Raw genomic sequence first — 19,103 nt, 5'->3', positions numbered from 1 at the left:
TGCGACGCCACGGGTCATTTCCGCCTGTCCACACCGCGAGCCGCCTCTCCGCGGCATCCCGATGCATCGCCCGCCGAAAGATGACGCATCAATATATTTTTCTGCCGAATAATTCGGTACCTTGACTATATGCGCTTCAGTAGTAATCTTCTCTGGTCGAAAGAAACAATACGAGCATCAGAGAGGAGACAGCATGTGCACAATCATCGGGGATGAATCGTCCGAAACGCTGCCGAACGGGTCTGCCGCCACGACCGGCGCCAACGCCTCGGACAGCCCCGAAGATGCGTTGGCGCGCCGGCTGCTCGCCGGCCTTGGATACTGCGGACACTTCATGCACTTCCATGGCGGCGGCCGGTCTGGAAAGGCGCCCATCATCTGCCTGATCGCCAAGCACGGCGGGCAGATGTCGCAGCAGGAGCTGGGGTCGTTTTTCGAACTCAAGCCCGGATCGCTTTCGGAGGTGCTGGCGAAAATCGAGACCGCCGGCCTCATCGAGCGTACGCGCAACCCCGAAGACCGCAGGCAACTCACCATTCGCCTCACCGAGAAGGGCATCGCCGAGGCGGCCCGCGATCAGGAAGAGCGCATCCTGTTTCGTCGCCGGGCCTTTGACTGCCTGACCGTCGAAGAGCAGGAACAGCTTGCAGAAATGCTTGAGAAGATTCGAACCAGATGGGAGGAACTTGCATGATCAACACCCTTATGCAGAGCATCAGGGAGTATAAGCGCGCGGCCCTCGCGACGCCGATCATCGTGCTGGGCGAGGTCGTCATGGAGGTGGCGATTCCCTTCGTGACCGCGCAGCTTATCAACGCCATCCAGGCGGGCGCCACCCTCAACGAGATGCTCCCCTATGCGGGTGTGCTCATCGGCATGGCCCTGGCCTCGCTCGCCTTCGGCATCGGCGCCGGCGTCGAATGCTCGATCGCCTCGTGCGGCTTCGCCAAGAACCTGCGCCACGACGTCTTTGCCGCCATTCAGCGCTTCAGCTTTGCCAACATCGACCAGTTCTCGTCGAGCTCGTTGGTGACCCGCCTCACCACGGACATCACGAACGTCCAGCTCGCCTACATGATGATCATCCGCACCGCCGTCCGCTGCCCGATGCTGCTCATCTGCGGCATCATCATGGCCTTCATCATGGCCGGCCCCATGGCGCTTGTCTTCGTGATCATCGTGCCGTTCCTGGGCTTCGGCCTGTTCAAGGTCGTGCGCACCGTGCACCCGATCTTCCGCTCCGTGTTCCATAAGTACGACGCGCTCAACGAGTCCGTCGAGGAGAACGTCACCGGCATGCGCGACGTCAAGAGCTACGTGCGCCAGGACTACGAGAAAAAGAAGTTCGGCGTTGCTGCCCAGGACGTCTGCCGCGACTTCACCCGCGCCGAGAAGATCCTTGCGCTGAACACGCCCATGATGAACCTCGCCGTGTACACGGTGTTCGTCGTGGTACTGCAGTTCGGCAGCTACATCATCATCTCGAGCCGCGGCGAGGTCTTCAACGTGGGCCAGCTCTCGGCACTCACCACCTATGGCTTCATGATCCTCATGGCCCTCATGATGGTGTCGATGGTCTTCGCCATGATCACCATGGCTCAGGAGTCCGCCGAGCGTATCGTGGAGGTCATCGAGACCGAGCCCACCATCGAGAACCCCGAGCATCCCATCACCGAGATGAAGGACGGCTCGATCGACTTCGACCACGTCACGTTCAAGTACTCCGAGAAGGCCGAGCATCGTGCGCTCGCCGACGTCGACCTGCACATCAAGAGCGGCGAGACGCTCGGCATCATGGGCGGCACCGGTTCGGCCAAGACCTCGCTCGTGAACCTCATCAGCCGCCTGTACGACGTGACGGAGGGCGCAGTCAAGGTCGGCGGCGTCGACGTGCGCGACTACGACCTGGACTTCCTGCGCAACAACGTGGCTGTCGTGCTGCAGAAGAACGTGCTGTTCTCGGGCACCATCAAGGAGAACCTGCGCTGGGGCGACCCGAACGCGACCTATGACGAGATCGTCGAGGTGTGCAGGCTCGCCCAGGCCGATGAGTTCATCCAGGGCCTGCCCGGCAAGTACGACTACTACATCGAGCAGGGCGGCACCAACGTCTCGGGCGGCCAGAAGCAGCGTCTGTGCATCGCGCGAGCGCTCCTCAAGCACCCGAAGGTCCTGATCCTCGACGACTCCACGAGCGCCGTGGACACCAAGACCGACGCGCTCATCCGTGAAGGCCTGGCGAGCTACCTGCCCGATACCACCAAGATCATCATCGCGCAGCGCACGAGCTCCGTGGAACACGCCGACCGCATCCTGGTGCTCGACAGCGGGCACGTCGTGGGCCTGGGTACGCACGACGAGCTCATGAAGAACTGCGACTTCTACCGCGAGACCTACGAGCAGCAGAACCGCACCTCCGAGGAGGACGTCGCGACGGCGTCTGCCGAGGAGACCGCTTTGGAAGATTCGACCGTGAAGGGAGGTGCCGACCATGAGTAACAACTCCGCATCTGAAGCCTTCAAGAACACCCTGGGCGTCAACACCCCCAAGGCCGAGAAGCCCGAAGACGAGCGCCAGAACGTGGCCAAGCGCCAGACGCCGCCTGCACCCAAGAAGGGCGGAGCGCGCGGCAAGACGCTCGGACGCCTTATCAAGACGCTCTTCTCGTTCTATCCGCGCCTGCTTCCCATGGTGCTCGTTTGCATCGTGGTCTCGGCCATCCTGTCGTCGCTGCCTGCGACCTTCATGCAGCGTACGCTGGAGGTCGTGACCGACACGTGGGAGTCCGGCGACTGGGCTTCCGCCGCGCAGCGCATCGAGCCGCTCATCATCACGCTGCTCTGCATCTATGCGGTGTCGCTCGTCCTCAACTTCACCTACACCCGCACCATGGCGGTCATCACGCAGGGCTCGCTCGAGAAGTTCCGCGAGAAGCTCTTCGACCACATGCAGGACCTGCCCATCCGCTTCTTCGACACGCACCAGCACGGCGACATCATGTCGCACTACACCAACGACATCGACGCCCTGCGCCAGATGATCGGCCAGTCGCTGCCCAACATCACGCTTACCGTGGTGACCTGCATCTCCGTGGTGTGCGTCATGGTGTACTACAGCGTGTGGCTCGCCATCGTGGTCGTCGCGGGCGTGCTGTTCATGGCCTACATGACCAAGGTGCTGGGATCGCGCTCCGCGCGCAACTTCGTGGCGCAGCAGAAGCAGATCGGCATCGTCGAGGGTCACGTCGAGGAAATCATGAACGGCGAGAAGGTCGTAAAGGTCTTCTGCCATGAGCAGGCCGCTCAGGAGGACTTCGACGTGCGCAACGAGGAGCTCTTCCGCGCCTCGCGCGACGCCAACATGTACACCAACACGCTCGGCCCGATCCTCATGAACCTCGGCAACCTCATGTACGTCATCGTGGCGCTCGTGGGCGGCATCTTCATTGAGGCCAACGTGCCGAACCTCTCGATCTCGGGCCTGGCGTTCTCCATTGCCGTGACCGTGCCGTTCCTGAACATGACCAAGCAGTTTGCCGGCCAGATCGGCCAGATCTCGCAGCAGATCAACGCCGTGGTCATGGGACTCGCCGGTGCTGAGCGCATCTTCGAGCTCATGGATGAGGAGCCCGAGAAGGATGAGGGCTACGTGACGCTGGTGAACGTGCGCAACAACGGGCGCGACGCTATCGAGGAGTGCGAAGAGCGCACCGGCAATTGGGCCTGGAAGCACCCGCATCACGACGGCACCGTCGAGCTTGTGCCTCTTAAGGGCGACGTGCGCCTGAACGACGTTGACTTTGGCTACAAGCCGGGCCACACCGTGCTTCATGACATCTCGGTTTGGGCGAAGCCCGGCCAGAAGATTGCCTTCGTGGGCGCGACGGGCGCCGGCAAGACGACGATCACGAACCTCATCAACCGGTTCTATGACATCGCCGACGGCAAGATCCGCTACGACGGCATCAACATCAACAAGATCAAGAAGAGCGACCTGCGTCGCTCCCTCGGCATGGTGCTGCAGGAAGTGAACCTGTTCACGGGCACCGTCATGGACAACATCCGCTACGGCAGGCTCGACGCCACCGACGAGGAGTGCATCGCCGCGGCCAAGCTCGCTGGCGCGCACAGCTTCATCCAGCGCCTGCCCGAGGGCTACCAGACGATGCTCACCGACAACGGCTCCAACCTGAGCCAGGGCCAGCGTCAGCTGCTCTCGATCTCGCGCGCCGCAGTCGCCGACCCGCCGGTCATGATCCTGGACGAGGCGACCTCGTCGATCGACACGCGGACCGAGGCCATTGTTCAGAAGGGCATGGACGCCCTCATGAACGGCCGCACCACGTTCGTGATCGCGCACCGCCTGTCGACTGTCCGCAACTCCGATGCGATTATCGTGCTCGATCACGGCCGCATCATCGAGCGCGGCAGCCACGACGAGCTCATTGCGAAGCGCGGCACCTACTACCAGCTCTACACCGGAGCGTTCGAGCTGGAGTAGCGCTGCTCGTTGCACGCACCACCGTCGGCGACATCCGCTCACCGACGCGAGAGGGGACAGGCACAGCCTGCCCCCTCTTTTTGTAGCCCGATCCTGTAGCTCGAGCCGACTGCAAGGGGTTCGGGCACACGATTCACCGACGCTCAGTAATTCCCCGGAATCTGCCCTGATTCTGAAGAAAAACTGAGCCTCGGCGAAATATGCAGCCGTCGACGCTCAGTTTTTACGGATGACCGCCATGCCGGCATAGGAGCAAACGCGAGGCAGCCGGCGCCACGCGCCTGGCGCAGAAACACGGGTTCCTGGGGGCGCTCGACGAGCAAACCACCAGCCAAGAAAAACTCGATTCGTTTTTATGCAGTTAGTTTGTGACTTGCCGAGTAGACCCCGAGTTTGGCCTCACGCGACCTGCGGTTTTGTTGATAAAAATGAACGTCTACTCAGAGATTCCCGAAATAACTGCATAAAACCGAATCGAGTCGCCGAGCCTCCTCCCGGCGGCGCCCTTTTTACGGATTGCCGTCGCCGGAAGAGGGCAATTAGGCGCCACCGGGGCCGCCGGCGGCTGCTCGGAGGGCGATACGTCAGCTACGCAGAGGGGCGACCTCGACTAGATCAGGCCGAAATGGGCAAGCGCCGCGGGAACACCGTCCTCTTCGACCGGTGTCGTCACATACGACGCCATGGCCTTCACACTAGGCAGCGCATTGCCCATAGCGACGGGCGTCTCCACAGAACGCAGCATGGGCAGATCGTTCTCAGAGTCGCCAAAGCCGAAGGTCCTGCGCTCGTCGCGCCCCAGATACTCAAGCACGCGACGGACGCCCGTGGCCTTGTCCTGCCCGATGCGGCAGGCCTCCCCTACCCCTAAGCCCAGATCGAAGAAGGCGAAATGGCGGGACAGGACATCCTTGACGGTCTGTAGGGCGGGCAACTGGCTGTCCTGATAGGAGAACTTGCAGAAACGCATGTTGGAAAGCCGGCGCACATCATCGAGGCTGTGAGCGGTGGGAACTCCTGGAATGCCCTCGTAGGTTCCTCCGCCAGGGATAAGGCCGACGCAGCCTTCTGTGCCCTCGAGCAGCACCTCGACGCCCGCGTCCACAAGGCGCCTTACCGCATCCTCAAAGATCTCCAAGGGAATAGGCTCTTCCGCCACCACCTTGCCGTCTATGACAAGGCAGGCGCCCGCGGAGGTCACCAGCCCGGCCGGGCGAAGGTCAAGCAGTGCCTGGGACGCCAGGCAAAGAGGGCGACCGGTGCAGATGAACGCCAAATGCCCGCGGTCGCGGAGACGATGAAATGCCTCCGTCACCGCGGGAGTCGGAACCGCGTGGGCTACCGTGTCGTCGGTGCTGGTGCCGACCGGATGCCAGATAATGGTCCCGTCGACATCGAAGAACAGTACCGCCGGCACGTCTTGTTCGATGGCATCCATAAACCTAGCCCCCTCTTACATCGATACAATGGTACCGATAATACCAGTTGACCCGGGCGAACCCCAACGCACGCAACCGACATGTCATCGAGTGCGAGCACATATAATGGGCGCGCCCAAAACCGTCCGGCCTCGCCTGCGCACGACGTGCGGCAGCTCGGTCCGGCCACGCAAACGAGAGGTCTGCCATGGAACTGTATGCGAGCTGTCCCGCCGGCTTCGAAGAGGCACTTGCCAACGAGCTCCGCGCACTCGGTCTGCCCCGCGTCCGCAAGCTGCAAGGCCGCGTGACGTTTGAGGGAGGGCCGGCGGAGGCCTACCGCGCCTGCCTGTGGTCACACTTGGCCAGCCGCATCCTGCTTGTCCTGGACCGCTTCGACTGTCCCGACGCCGACGCCCTGTACGCGTCCGCGCGCGCACTGCCGTGGGAAGCCATCTTGCGACTGGGGGCTACCATCGCAGTGAGCACGAACGGCTCGAACGAGAAGCTGCGCGACGGGCGCTTTGCTGCGCTCCGCGTCAAGGACGCTATCTGCGACCACGTTATGGACGTCGCAGGCATTCGCCCCTCCGTGGACACCGACCGCCCCGACGCGCACGTCATGCTCTCGCTTCGCGGGCACCGCGCAACGCTTGCGCTCGACCTCTCCGGAGAACCGCTGTTCAGGCGTATGCCGCGCGCGGCGACACGCCATGCCACCGGCCACGAGGCCCACGTGCTTCGCCCCGACTACGCCGCGCTCTTGCTGGCCCAGACGGACTGGCCGGCGGCTTGCCGCGCGTTTCATGCTGGACAGGCGGCACAACCGCCCATCCTTGTCGACGCCTGCTGTGCGGGCGGCGGCGTCGAGCTGGAAGCCGCGCTCCAACTGCTCGATCGCGCCCCTGGCCTCGACCGCCGACGCTGGGGCTTTATGGGCTGGGGAGCGCACGACGAACAGGCATGGGAAGCCGAACGCCGCGCTGCGGATGAGCGCGCAACGCTTGGCTCGGGCCGCTGCGAGGCAATCGGGCACGCTTCCATCATTGCAACCGATGCCGATCCACAGTCGCGCTCCTTTGCACAGCGACTGTGGCACCTGTCGGGCATTGATACCCTGATTGCCCCGGTAGAGCCGACAACGGCCTCCTTCGAAGCCTCGCTTGCAGGCGTCTGCGGAAACGCGACGCACAGCGCAACAAGCAATTCCAAGCCGAGCGAACATGTCTCGAACGTCGCGCCCCGGGGCGGCCTGCTTGCCGACACGACCGAGCTTCCCATCACGCTCGCCCCCGCCATCGTGACGCTCATGCGCGACCTGCGCCGCCATGCGCCGCTGAACACCTTCCCTGCAGCCGTGCTCGCGTATGACAACACGATGGACCGGGCCCTGGGCACCGCGCCAAACAAGACGCTCTCGGTGCGCCCCAACAACGAGGCGGCGACCATACGACGCTATCCTGGAGCGACCGCGACCGGCTCCGCTGCAGCCGAAGCCAACGACGGTGTCCAGGCTAGCGCCGCGAGCGCGACAGACGCCGGGACAGGCACGGAGGCAGGCACCCTTGGCGACGCATCCGGCGCCTCCGCTCAGAGGAGCCCGCGCCGCCGCGGTCGCACGGCCTCGTCCGGCGATGCGAACGCCCGCCAGAACGCAGTCGCCGCAGGAGCCTCCACTGCTGCAAGTACCTCCGCCGCCGCAGACGCCCCCGCCGCAACCGCAACGGTGGACCTCGGAGACGGCAAGCCCATCCCCGTGCTCGTGCCCGAATCGGAGCAGTTTGCCCACCGTCTCAAGAAAGTCGCCCGCCTGCGCCGCCGCTGGGCCAAGCGCACGGGCGTCACCTGCTACCGCGTCTACGACGCAGATCTTCCCGACTACGCGGCGGCAATCGACCTCTACGAGGGCAGCGCCGCGACACCGGGACGCTGGCTCGTCATAGCGGAATACGCCGCGCCAAAGACTATCGACCCCGCCCTTGCCCAGGCGCGTATGCTCGACATCCTCGCCATTGCCCCGCACGTGTTGGACGTGGACCCGCGCCACGTGTACGCAAAGGCCCGCATGCGCTCGCGCGGCGGCTCACAGTATGCCCGGAAGCGGACTGGCGGCTCCGGCCAGGGCTCGGGCCACGGCGCGCCACGCGACCGCAAGCTTCCGCTCATCGAGGAAGGTGGGCTTACCTTCGCTGTGAATTTCGATGACTACCTGGACACCGGCATCTTTTTGGACCACCGCGTCACGCGCGGCATGGTGCGCGAACACGCGCGCGGCAAGCGCTGGTTCTTGAACCTCTTTGCTTACACGGGCACGGCCACCTGCTACGCCGCCGACGCCGGCGTCGAAGAGACGGTGACCGTGGACCTTTCCAACACCTATCTCGACTGGGCAGAGCGCAACATGGCCATCAACGGCTTCACCGGGCCCGAGCACCATTATGTGCGCGCCGACGTACTCGGCTGGATCCGCGATATGCGCCGCACGGCCAACCGCTGGGACCTCATCTTCTGCGACCCGCCCACGTTCTCCAACTCCGCCAAGATGGGACGACGCTCCTTCGATGTCCAGCGCGACCACGTGGAGCTGTTGCGCGGCGTGGCGGACCTGCTCACCCCAGACGGTGAAGCGATCTTCTCGTGCAACCTGCGCTCCTTCAAGCCCCGCGTGGACGAGCTCATGGCATCCGGCGTGAAGCTTGAGGACATCTCGGCGCAGACCATACCCGAGGACTTCGCCCGCAACCCGCGCATACATCGCTGCTATCTCGTGCGTCGCATGTACTGAGTCGCTATAATGGTCTGCTAATGCACGCACCCTCTGCTGTGCAGATGTTTGAGCTGCTCGAATAGGTTGCGAGCACCCGAATATGCTGAGGAGCACGTACCCATGTCACTACAACCAGATATTGAGTCAGGGCGCAAAGAGGACGCCACCGACGGAGTCGCTTCACCGGGAGGAACCGGAACACTAAGTCTGAAGCGCGCGACCAAGCAGAAACCCGCCCCGGAGCCCAAGGCTCCCAAGGGTGCGCATCGTGAAGGGGCTGCCATTCCGGTAAGCATCGCTGCGATGCTGGTAACCATCGGCGTGGTATACGGCGACATCGGAACCTCGCCCATGTACGTCACCAAGGCCCTCCTTGCCGGGCAGGGCGGCATCATGAACATCTCGGAGGAGTTCGTGCTCGGCGCGCTCTCCCTCGTCATCTGGACCGTCACGCTGCTCACCACGGTGAAGTATGTGCTGATCTCGCTCAAAGCCGACAACCACGGCGAGGGCGGCATCTTCGCCCTGTACAGCATCGTGCGACGTTTTGGCAAATGGCTCATCATCCCGGCCATGCTGGGCGGCTCGGCGCTTCTTGCCGACGGCGTCCTCACGCCCGCGGTGACCATCACCACCGGCGTCGAAGGCCTGCGCACCATCCCCGAGACGCACGCGCTCATCGGCGACAACCAGATGAACGTCGTCATCATCACGCTCATCATCGTATGCATCCTGTTCTTGGTGCAGCGAGCCGGAACGAGCAAAATCGGACGCGCCTTTGGCCCCGTCATGCTGGGATGGTTCCTGTTTTTGGGCATCACCGGCCTCGTCTTCACGCTAACCGACCCGCGCGTGCTGCTGGCCATCAACCCGATCTACGGCCTGCAGTTCCTGTTTAGCTCGCACAATCACGCCGGCATCATGATCCTGGGCAGCTGCTTTCTGGCGACGACCGGCGCCGAGGCGCTCTATTCGGACATGGGCCATGTTGGCAAGGGCAACATCTATGCGACCTGGCCGTTCGTCAAGGTGTGCCTCATCCTGAGCTACCTCGGACAGGGCGCCTGGCTGCTGGCAAATGCCGGCAACGCGAATCTCGCCGGCATCGAGGACATGAACCCCTTCTTCCAGATGCTTCCCGACATCATCCGTCCCTTCGGCGTCGTCTTCTCCGTGCTTGCGGCCATCATCGCATCGCAGGCGCTCATCACCGGCGCCTTCTCGCTGGTGTCCGAGGCAAGCCGTCTGGACCTCATGCCGCACATGCAGATCTTCTATCCTGCCGAGACCAAGGGCCAGCTCTACATTCCCATGGTGAACTACGTCATGTGGATAGGCTGCGTGATCGTTGTCCTGCTGTTCCAGTCCTCCGCGCGCATGGAAAGCGCCTACGGCCTGGCCATCACCATCACCATGCTCTCGACGACGACGCTTTTGTTTGTCTACCTGCGTAAGGTGCGAAAGCTCACGCTGTTCCCCTGGATTTTCCTGGTGTTCTTCGTCGCGCTCGAAGGCTTTTTCTTCGGCTCTTCGCTCACGAAGTTCTTCCACGGCGGCTACTTCACCATCCTGCTTGCCGCCCTCATCATGGGCATCATGCTGAGCTGGTATTCGGGCACCGCGGTCGAGCGCCGTCAGGCCACGCTGCTGCCGCTGCGCAACTACCTCAAGCAGCTGGAGCGCCTGCGCGACGACACCACCTACGACCTGGTGAGCGACAACCTGGTGTACCTGACCAACGACACCAACACCGACTACCTGGACCGCGACATCCTCTATTCCATCTTGGACAAGCACCCCAAGCGCGCCCGCGCCTGGTGGTTTGTGAACGTCGAGGTCATGGACGATCCGTACACCCATGCCTACTCGGTCGAGTCGTTTGGCACGGACTACGTCTTCCGCGTACACCTGTACCTGGGCTATAAGGTCAACCAGCGTGTGAACGCCTATCTGCGCCAGGTCGTCACGGACCTTTCTGCCTCCGGCGAGCTGCCGCCTCAGACCCACGAGTACTCCGTGTACAAGAAGCCCGGCCCCATCGGCTCGTTCAAGTTCTGCATGCTGCGCAAGACGCTGGCCCAGGAATCCGATGTCGACGCCAGCGAGCGTACCGCCATCGCGCTTAAGTACGCCATCCGCAGCGTCGCCGGTTCACCTGCCCGTTGGTACGGCCTGGAGAACTCCTCGATCATCGTGGAGTACGTGCCGCTGTTCATCAAGTTCACGACCGTCAACAAGCTCGTACGCGTCGCTCCGAACGACCGTCCGTAATGTCCGATGGCCGCGCGCGCCGCTCTTCCACGACGAGCGCGGCCATCTTCGATCCACCGCTTGGACTGGGCCCGACCCCCGTCGCTCGTCGCTCCTTACCCGCCAGGGCACATGCTCCGACAACAGGGATTGCGCCGAGCACGAGGTCGGGCTTTTTGTATGAGCGCTACACGCACGGCGCGGCGACCGACGCGATGCCCAGCACGGTAACTAGCGCAGTGACTAGCGCAGCGGCTTCTCCCCGGTCCAGTTGGCAAACCAGGCACGCACGGAGCGATCCATCTCGGCCATGAAGGTACTCGTGTGCTTGCGCGTGTAGATATCCACGACGCGCTCGCCCGCCTCCTTGGCGTGCGGACGGAACATGGCATCCATTTCGGCTACCTGAGCATCGAGCGTCTTGGCGTCGGCGCGGCGATAGCGCTCGAGCATGACGATGTTCTCTACCGGGTGCGGCGTTGCCGGGCGCTCCTTTGCTGGCGTACCCAGCACCAGCATGGAAAGCGGCATGGTGTGCGCGGGCAAGTCGAGAAGCTCGGCCATCTGCTCGGCCTGCTCCACAACGTCTCCGATGTAGCAGCTGCCCAGACCCACCGCCTCTGCCGCAATGGCAGCGGTCTGTGCGGCGATGACGGTATCCTGTGCGGCGATGGAGAAGTCGCCCATGTGCGACGAGCGGCGCGGCGCCTTGCCTGTGCGCTCGACGAACTCGGGCGTGAAACACCCTACATGCTCAAACAGGTCGATCCATTTGGCATAGTCCACGACGAACACGAGCGCCCACGGGGCCTTGGCGATGAACGGCTGGTTGTCGCAGAGCACCGACAGACGGTCGAGCGTCTCCTGCTTGCGCACGTCGATAATCGAGTACATCATCATGGCGCCTGCCGAAGGGGCGCGGGTCGCTGCATGCAGCACGGCCGCACGCTGCTCGTCGGTGGGCTGAACCCCCTGCTTGAACTGGCGCGTCGACGAGCGCTGCTCGATGACGTCGAGCACGGCGTTGTCGGCATAGGGGCTCGGGGCTTGCGTCTCTGCCATTGGTCCTCCTTGATGCTTGGAATACGATCGAACGCCGCCGGCCTACACAATGGCGCTGCCGTGCGGCGCGGGCTCCTTCATTATCCAGCATACGCCCAAGGCGGGACGTTGTCCGCCGGGTGGCCTGCGACGCCAGCGTCCCAAGCGCCCTCCGTTGGATCTTCGGCGCCCGCTTCCTGTCCTGGGACATGCCCTTTCGGCGGAACGGCAGTGTGTCGATAGAATCTCGACAAACGGGCGCTACCATGGGACAGGTTGATTTGTCAGGAGTCTGTCAGGCCTACATAAGGCCTCGGTATAGACGCGTGGAGTCCCGCCTCATGGCGCCACGCGTTCTTGGAAAAGGAGCCTCTCATGCTCGTGGCTGTCTTCTCTTGTATCTTTGCCGTCGTGAGCGTCGTGCTCGGCTTTGTCGTGCGTCGCAGCGCCACGACGCCGGATGCCCACCCCCTGCAGCGAGACCAACATCTCAGCGGCACGATTTGGGGCGTCATCTTCGTTGCTCTTCAGCTCTTCCTGGCCGTTTGGTCGGGCATTGGCCTGGTGCAGCAGGATCCCCTGGCGGCCATCTTTGCGAACATCGTGCTCACCCTCTGCGCCGTCGCGAACTTCGCGCGTCCCGCCGTGCGCTCGCGCCTGATTGCACTCACGTCGCCCGAGGGGCACTTCGCTCACCCGCTCGGCCTGACTGTCGTCCTGATCCTGGTGGGTGGAGCATTCATGACACTGGGACTCGAGATCCCCAGCAACCACGACATCAGCTGGATGTACCCCCTCTGCCTGCTGCTTGAGTACGCCCTTGTCACCGCCGTATGCGCCGGGCTGTTCTTTGTTGGCCAGCGCCGCGGCACCGCGCCGGCGTTGCTTGGGCTGGGCCTCTATGTGCTGGGCGTGGCTGAGTATTTTGTGATCACCTTCAAGTCGACCCCCATCCAACCGGGTGACCTCTCTGCCCTGTCCACCGCGGCCGCTGTCGCAGGCACCGGATACACCTATACGCTGTCGTCCTTCTACCTGTACGGCATGGCCCTGGCCGCCCTCGGCATGCTGGCCTTCCAGCTTGCCGGCGCACTGCGGCCCGACGCTCCCGTCCGCAGCCGTCGTCGCATGGTTGCCAACCTTGTCATCGGGCTGCTGTGCCTGGTTGGCGTCACCTGCCATGTCACGCTCATCGACTACTACAACACGCTCAACATCCAGGTGTACACCTGGCGTCCGCTTGAGAGCTACTATCGTCAGGGATTCCTGCCCGCCTTCATCTCGAGCGCGCAGACCATCGTGCCGCCGAAGCCCAAGGGTTACTCGGCAGATGAGGCGCAGGACTACATTGATGAATATGCTGCCGACTATGACGCCGGCGAAGGCGCCAGCGAGACGCGCGCCCAGGCAACCGAGCAGTTCGACGAAGAGAAGCCCACCGTCATCGCCATCATGAACGAGACCTTCTCCGACCTCTCCATCTACCAGTTCCTGCATGCAAACTACCAGGGACCCGAGTACTTCAAGAGCATCTCTGATGCGCTGCTGCGCGGACGCCTGTATGTGTCGGCCTACGGCGGCGGCACCTGCAACACCGAGTTCGAATTCCTTACCGGCAATTCCATGGCATACCTGGGGCAGGGCGTGTACCCCTACACCATCTATAACCTGACCCAGACGGAAAACCTGGCTGCCCAGTTCAAGGAGCTTGGGTACACGACCACAGCTATGCACCCCAACCACGGCACCAACTGGAACCGCGAGAACGTCTACAACGACTTCGGTTTCGACGAGTTCTTGACCATCGATGACTTCGATGGCGCCGACACGCTGCGCGGCATGGTGACTGACGAGGCTACGTACGACCGCATTCTCCAGCTGCTCGAGGACAACAGCGACCCGCAGTTCATCTTCGACGTGACCATGCAGAACCACTCGGGCTACGAGACGGGCATGCTGCCGGCAAACAAGCGCACAGACTATCTGATCGACGGCCTCTACGATGCCGAGGTCAATGAGTATCTGTCGCTTATCCAGGAGTCCGACCGCGCACTCGAGCAGTTTATCCGCGCGCTGAAGAAGCTCGACCGCAAAGTCGTCGTGGTCTTCTTCGGCGACCACCAGCCCTACTTCCCCTCCGAGTTCAACGACCAGTGGTTCACGAACGAGGACCCCGCGACGCATACCGAGCGCCTATGGCAGACCGACTATGTGATCTGGGCGAACTACGACGTTGCCGGCAGCGACCAGACGAGCCAGGAGCTTGACCTTTCTACCAACTACCTGGGCACAATGCTTATGAACGTGATCGGTGCGCCGCTTACGGACTACCAGAAGGCCCAGCTCTCGCTGCGCGAGGCGCTGCCCGCCATCAACACAACGGGATACTGCGACAGCAACGGCACGTGGCATCTGAGCGAAGCCGCCCAGAACACGGACGGTATGAGCCAGGCAGGCATAGACGCTACCGAGGCGAGACGCCGCTTGTCGTACATGCAGTACCTGAAGCTCTTCGATCACGGCGAGGGCATCTTTACCAAGACGCTCCAAAGCGCGGCAAACGAGACTGACCCGAACCTGGATCCCGGCACGACGAAGATAAAGTAACTTGGAGCTATCGGCCCTAGCCAGGTCTTTTATCTCCGCTTCCGATCTCCGCTTCCGATCTCCGCTTCCAACGAGCCTTTGCAAAAAAGTCCCCATTAGGGGGCTTTTTGCTGTTAAGCTCGTGGCGGGAGAGGCCCCGCCCGGCATTTTGTGTTTATGACGCTCAGCTAAGAAGCGCTTTTCGGGCATGCACGGCGTCTTGTGTGCGTTCGTTTCGGAAAAGGGCGTCCAAACGGCGACCTGCCAAGTAGCCCTACATGCAGCACCTGTTCTACCTGCGGGTTCTTCTGTGAAATAATCGGTCTACTCACCGCATCGCGTTTCGGACGCCCTTTTCCGAAGCGAACATACAATCGCGGGGTCTCAGAAGGCTCTATCGAGACGTTTCCGGCGAATGAGAGAAAGTCGGAAGTCGCGGCGACTACTGGCGAAGGCGGGATTGGGTTCGCCGGAGAAGCTCTTCGGAGCAACCGGCGACATCGCGGAGATAGCGGTAGGCCCCGCCATAGGTACGATGCAGGTAATCCAACGTGCGTTCCATCTCATGGGGGTCGGCCTCGAACAGGCAACGCGGAACCTTCTTTCGAATGAGCACCGACACCGCGATGCGCTGTGCGCGCAGCCCGCGGCCCATGTATTGCTGTGTGGCCGCATAGTCGGCCACGATGTGCTCATCGTCCACACCGGCCAAGCCCAGCAACAGCATAGCGATGACGCCAGTGCGGTCCTTGCCGGCACGACAGTGAAACAGCGTGCACCCTCCTGCACCATACTGGTCGGCCGCCTCAAGCAGTACGCGGAAATCATCGGGGTCGCCGTCAAGAAGATCGCGATACACATTGAACATGTTCTCGGGCAGCAGCCCCTGGAAACCGTTGGAATTGAGCTGATCCATCATGGGAATGTGCTCGTAGACCACGCCCGGCACACCGCCGTCGGCAAAGGGATCGGGCCATATGCGCAGTTCGAAGTTACTGCGCACGTCAATCACCAAGGCAAGCCCATACGCCCACAGCGCCGCTATGTCGCTGCGACTGGCACGACCCAGGGCCCCGGAGCGCAGAAATACGCCGCATGCCGTACGACCGGTATGACCAGCCTCGTCGACATACGGATATCCGCCCAGGTCCCGCACGTTGCGCAAGCGGCGCAACGGCAGCGGCTCAGAGGTATACAGCTGTGTCTGGGACATGTTCCCCTCTTACTACATGCCGGCAGGCGCGGCGTTTGCCTACAACTATAGCCCAGTCGGCATGCGCCGACCCCGAGCAGCACGCGCGGCTGACGGAACGTTTACCTTGACGCCGACCGACATGTCACACACATGTCACACGAAGCCTCTAGATACCCAGCGCATCCTCGGCAGCGCGAACAATGCTCGAAAGGTCGTCTGCGTCCGGATGCGAGAGCGCCGCATCAAAAATATCAATCATTGCCTGGATGCGAGCATCGTCAGGGTGCTCCGCCTGCATCGCCTCATACCGATGGCGCACCGCGGGACCCATCTTGCCCTGGCACATAGCCGAGCCGACCAGCTCCGAGCTGTCCGCGAGATGGGAGCGGACGTTGCCCAAGATGCGTTCAAAGTACTCCGGGCTCCCGCCGAAGCCAGCGGTGCCGAAGAGAAATACACGCTTGCCCGAAAGCTTTGAAAGCAGCTCGGCGACCTCCGGGGCACAATCGCCCTTATCGGTCCAGAAACCAACGAGCACCGTTGTTGCGGCCTCGACGGCGTCGCGGGCCTCTTTGGCGCCCGGTGCCCCATCCACCGGAACCGAACCGCTGTAGGAGACATCGACACCCTTTGCCTTCAGGGCTTCTGTCAGCGCATCTGCCACTTTCTTGGTGTTACCACCCTTGCTGCTTGCCACGATTGCGACGCTCATGGGCTGTGACCTCCTTATGACCTGCCAGCCGGCATGCGCTGCGGCGCTTCCCCGGCGTTGGCTCAACCGATGTGCACGGCCGCACGGTGAACGGATGTGTCCCGTCTGCCGCCCGGCCGTGCCGTTCATTCTGTCGCCAGCCGATATACCCATTCCTCAGTCGCCGCAGCACGGCCATACCCACGCGACGCAAAAGACATAGCAAGCGAGCTACAGCTCACGACGTTCGTAGAGCTTGAGGGAGATGGCGGAGGAGACTCCCAGCACCGCCAGCGTAAAGACAAGCGCCGCCACGGCAAACACCGCGACGCCCTGAGGCGTCTCGATGAGGGCCAGCGTGTCGGCGAGCACGCGCATGATGCCCTCGAGATGCACCGCCCCCGCATCGAGCATGCCGGACCCACCGAGCACTACAAACGGGCAGATGAATACGATGACCACGATCATGGGGATGAACTGCGTCGCCTTGGTCTGGCCCAGGCGGAAATAGATGGGCGTCACGATAGATGCGATAGTCGCGCCCACGACCATGCAGAACATGGACGCAAACACCATGGCCTGGACGTTTTCGGGCGAAAACGCCAACATACCAGAGAGTCCTCCGGGCAGATCGACAGCGCCCGCCACCGCCATGAGCAGCGCGGTCGCCACGAATCCCAACAGCATGCCGACAACGCCCAACGTAAGGATCACGCCGTAGCGTGCAAGCACCACGTCTCGGCGGGACACGGGCATCGTCAGTCGAAAGAGACCCCAGTTATTCTGCTCGTCATAGGCCGCGGCAGACATCGAGCTCATCATGAACAGCATCATCGTGAGAATGCCCGGCACCGACACGATGTTCTTCATGCCGATGCATATGCAGATCGCTACGAAGAACCCCAGGCCCACGAGCTGCCGCACATAGCTTTTAAGAACGGTAAGCTCCATCAGGTATGCACGCTTCATCTATCGCACACCGCCTTTCAGCGTAAGGGTGAGGTAGTCATCGATGGTCATGCGGTCGCAGGGAACGTTGGGGAAGTTCTCGGCGAAGGCGAAGCGGTCGGGCACCAACACGTCAATGCCGTAGTCGTGTCGCAGGTAGCGCAGCTCGTGCTCGGGGATGATGCCGCTCGCCGCGATGGCCTCGAACTCGGCCACGCGGCAACGGGCGACACCCATCGTGTCGGTGATCTCGTCCTTGTAGCGGTCGAAGATGATGCGGCCACCGTCGATGCCGATGACGCGGTCGGCGATCTTGTCCAGATCGGTCGTGATGTGGCTCGACATGAAGACCGCGCGCCCCGGCTCGGCCACGAACGCGCGCAACAGGTCGAGCACCTCGTCGCGCGCCATGGGATCAAGACCCGCCGTAGCCTCGTCAAGAACAAGAAGGCATGCATCGTGGCTGAGCGCGCAGGCAAGGCTCAACTTCATGCCCATGCCGCGAGACAGGTCCTTAATCGCCTTGCGGGCAGGCAGATCAAAGCGATCCAGATACGTCTGAAATTGGCGCTGGTCCCAGGTGCGAAACGCACGCGCATACATGCTTGCCACATCCGACACCGTAAGATGTCCTGGCATAGAAACCGTGTCGAACACCACGCCGATGCGCTCTTTCAATGCCGCCCCGCTGGGACGCGCTAGAGTCGCCGCGTCATGCCCCAGGATGTCTGCCGCGCCGCCGTCGAGGGCGATAAGCCCCAAGAGCGCCTTGATGGTGGTCGATTTGCCAGCCCCGTTCTTGCCGACGAAGCCTACAATCTCCCCCTCCTCCACGGTGAACGAGACGTCATGCAGCGAGAAGCCGTTGTAGTGTTTGGTGAGACCGCGCGCCTCGATGAGGGACGTCGCGTCGATAGCGGCGTTTTGAGCGCGGTCGGTTGCAATCGTCATTGGTCGTCACTCCTGTGTCTGTCGCCCTGTCCGATGACCGGCGACCGTACCTAGAACCGCTCACTCAAGTTCGAGCGTAAACATCTCCACCAGCTCATCGTCGGACAGCCCCATGGCGCGACCCGATGCGATGGCCTGGCCCATGAGCCCCTCGACCTGGCGCAGCTGTTCCTCGCGGATAAGCTCCGTGTTGCCGCCCGCCACAAAGCTGCCTTTGCCCTGGACCGTCTCGATAAACCCCGCAGCTTCGAGGTCTGCATAGGCGCGCTTCGTAGTGATGGCGCTTACGCGCAGGCTGTTTGCCAGGGAGCGGATGCTGGGAAGCTGTTCGCCCTCGGCCAGCTCTCCCGAGAGGACCATGCCCTTGATTTGGTCGACGATCTGCTCGTAGATGGGCTTGTTGCTCGAATTGGAGATGATGAGTTCCACGTATCCGGTGTCCTTTCTGCCGCCCGACAGGGCGTCCCCTGCTGGGATTGCTGCGTCTGGGCGTCCCCGGGCGCAGCGCGGACGCAGCCCGACGTCTAAGACCGTGTCCGCACCGAGCATACTGTATATACTCGATAAGTACAGTATATACACACCTATACACAGTGCAAGCACTTTTTGGGAACCTTGTCCAAAAAGAGGCAGGGCCTGCCACGGGGGACGGGTGCGGTTGGCCATTGGGGACGGGTACGGTTGGCAAAGGGGCAGGCAGCCCCTTTGCCAACCGTACCCGTCCCCAATGGCCAACCGCACCCGTCCCCCTGTGG

At 62.5% G+C, this 19,103-nt stretch carries 13 protein-coding genes; 6 read left to right on the top strand and 7 right to left on the bottom strand.

Annotated features, from left to right (window positions below; all coding sequences use genetic code 11):
• Positions 1-193 precede the first annotated feature (193 nt).
• The 3 genes from B5F33_RS02885 to B5F33_RS02875 are packed head-to-tail and all read left to right on the top strand — an operon-like array spanning position 194 to position 4,501.
• Entirely contained in the window at positions 194-694 is a 501-nt protein-coding gene (locus B5F33_RS02885; RefSeq protein ID WP_087410285.1) for a MarR family transcriptional regulator, read from the top strand.
• Complete coding sequence (locus tag B5F33_RS02880) at positions 691-2,499, top strand: ABC transporter ATP-binding protein (RefSeq protein WP_087410284.1); 1,809 nt, start codon at positions 691-693, stop codon at positions 2,497-2,499. The genes B5F33_RS02885 and B5F33_RS02880 overlap by 4 nt, the downstream gene beginning before the upstream one ends.
• On the top strand, positions 2,492-4,501 hold the full coding sequence (locus B5F33_RS02875) for an ABC transporter ATP-binding protein (protein ID WP_087410283.1): 2,010 nt from the start codon (positions 2,492-2,494) through the stop codon (positions 4,499-4,501). The genes B5F33_RS02880 and B5F33_RS02875 overlap by 8 nt, the downstream gene beginning before the upstream one ends.
• A gap of 610 nt (positions 4,502-5,111) precedes the next feature.
• On the opposite strand, the gene B5F33_RS02870 is transcribed toward B5F33_RS02875, so the two are convergent.
• A complete protein-coding gene (locus tag B5F33_RS02870; RefSeq protein WP_087410282.1) occupies positions 5,112-5,939 on the bottom strand; it encodes an HAD family hydrolase in 828 nt (275 codons plus the stop codon).
• A 188-nt stretch (positions 5,940-6,127) separates the two neighbouring features.
• Between B5F33_RS02870 and B5F33_RS02865 the strand changes: the two genes are divergently transcribed.
• Both B5F33_RS02865 and B5F33_RS02860 read left to right on the top strand, forming a co-directional pair.
• Positions 6,128-8,704, top strand: coding sequence for a class I SAM-dependent methyltransferase (locus tag B5F33_RS02865; RefSeq protein ID WP_239284687.1), 2,577 nt, complete (start codon positions 6,128-6,130; stop codon positions 8,702-8,704).
• A gap of 102 nt (positions 8,705-8,806) precedes the next feature.
• Positions 8,807-10,957, top strand: a complete 2,151-nt coding sequence (locus tag B5F33_RS02860; RefSeq protein WP_087410281.1) for a KUP/HAK/KT family potassium transporter — start codon at positions 8,807-8,809, stop codon at positions 10,955-10,957.
• Between the two features lie 222 nt (positions 10,958-11,179).
• Here the strand turns inward: B5F33_RS02860 and B5F33_RS02855 are convergent, their stop codons facing one another.
• On the bottom strand, positions 11,180-11,998 hold the full coding sequence (locus B5F33_RS02855; protein WP_087410280.1) for a nitroreductase family protein: 819 nt from the start codon (positions 11,996-11,998) through the stop codon (positions 11,180-11,182).
• A gap of 354 nt (positions 11,999-12,352) precedes the next feature.
• Here B5F33_RS02855 and B5F33_RS02850 point away from each other — a divergent pair, with 354 nt between their 5' ends.
• Complete coding sequence (locus B5F33_RS02850) at positions 12,353-14,584, top strand: LTA synthase family protein (protein WP_087410279.1); 2,232 nt, start codon at positions 12,353-12,355, stop codon at positions 14,582-14,584.
• 421 nt (positions 14,585-15,005) lie between these two features.
• Here the strand turns inward: B5F33_RS02850 and B5F33_RS02845 are convergent, their stop codons facing one another.
• The 5 genes from B5F33_RS02845 to B5F33_RS02825 all read right to left on the bottom strand — a co-directional run bounded on the left by B5F33_RS02845 (position 15,006) and on the right by B5F33_RS02825 (position 18,777).
• Positions 15,006-15,776, bottom strand: a complete 771-nt coding sequence (locus tag B5F33_RS02845) for a tyrosine-protein phosphatase (RefSeq protein WP_087410278.1) — start codon at positions 15,774-15,776, stop codon at positions 15,006-15,008.
• A 148-nt stretch (positions 15,777-15,924) separates the two neighbouring features.
• A complete protein-coding gene (gene bilS / locus B5F33_RS02840) occupies positions 15,925-16,470 on the bottom strand; it encodes a flavodoxin family protein BilS (protein WP_087410277.1) in 546 nt (181 codons plus the stop codon).
• Positions 16,471-16,680: 210 nt separating this feature from the next.
• Positions 16,681-17,418 (bottom strand): ABC-2 transporter permease, encoded by a 738-nt coding sequence (locus B5F33_RS02835; RefSeq protein ID WP_087410276.1) that lies wholly within the window; start codon positions 17,416-17,418, stop codon positions 16,681-16,683.
• Positions 17,419-18,348 carry an ABC transporter ATP-binding protein gene (locus B5F33_RS02830; RefSeq protein WP_087410275.1) on the bottom strand — a complete coding sequence of 310 codons (930 nt, stop codon included), beginning with the start codon at positions 18,346-18,348 and terminating at the stop codon, positions 17,419-17,421.
• Between the two features lie 60 nt (positions 18,349-18,408).
• Positions 18,409-18,777, bottom strand: coding sequence for a GntR family transcriptional regulator (locus B5F33_RS02825; protein WP_087410274.1), 369 nt, complete (start codon positions 18,775-18,777; stop codon positions 18,409-18,411).
• Positions 18,778-19,103: the final 326 nt, after the last annotated feature.

Origin of the sequence: Collinsella sp. An2, from assembly GCF_002160065.1 — a bacterium.
Lineage (GTDB): Bacteria > Actinomycetota > Coriobacteriia > Coriobacteriales > Coriobacteriaceae > Limicola.
This window is presented reverse-complemented; position numbering and strand designations above follow the sequence as displayed.

Coding starts and splice junctions, on each gene's coding strand:
- B5F33_RS02885 (WP_087410285.1), top strand. CDS start 194: ATGTGCACAATCATCGGGGATGAATCGTCCGAAACGCTGCCGAACGGG.
- B5F33_RS02830 (WP_087410275.1), bottom strand. CDS start 18,348: ATGACGATTGCAACCGACCGCGCTCAAAACGCCGCTATCGACGCGACG.
- B5F33_RS02870 (WP_087410282.1), bottom strand. CDS start 5,939: ATGGATGCCATCGAACAAGACGTGCCGGCGGTACTGTTCTTCGATGTC.
- B5F33_RS02850 (WP_087410279.1), top strand. CDS start 12,353: ATGCTCGTGGCTGTCTTCTCTTGTATCTTTGCCGTCGTGAGCGTCGTG.
- B5F33_RS02865 (WP_239284687.1), top strand. CDS start 6,128: ATGGAACTGTATGCGAGCTGTCCCGCCGGCTTCGAAGAGGCACTTGCC.
- B5F33_RS02860 (WP_087410281.1), top strand. CDS start 8,807: ATGTCACTACAACCAGATATTGAGTCAGGGCGCAAAGAGGACGCCACC.
- B5F33_RS02835 (WP_087410276.1), bottom strand. CDS start 17,418: ATGAAGCGTGCATACCTGATGGAGCTTACCGTTCTTAAAAGCTATGTG.
- bilS (WP_087410277.1), bottom strand. CDS start 16,470: ATGAGCGTCGCAATCGTGGCAAGCAGCAAGGGTGGTAACACCAAGAAA.
- B5F33_RS02845 (WP_087410278.1), bottom strand. CDS start 15,776: ATGTCCCAGACACAGCTGTATACCTCTGAGCCGCTGCCGTTGCGCCGC.
- B5F33_RS02855 (WP_087410280.1), bottom strand. CDS start 11,998: ATGGCAGAGACGCAAGCCCCGAGCCCCTATGCCGACAACGCCGTGCTC.
- B5F33_RS02880 (WP_087410284.1), top strand. CDS start 691: ATGATCAACACCCTTATGCAGAGCATCAGGGAGTATAAGCGCGCGGCC.
- B5F33_RS02875 (WP_087410283.1), top strand. CDS start 2,492: ATGAGTAACAACTCCGCATCTGAAGCCTTCAAGAACACCCTGGGCGTC.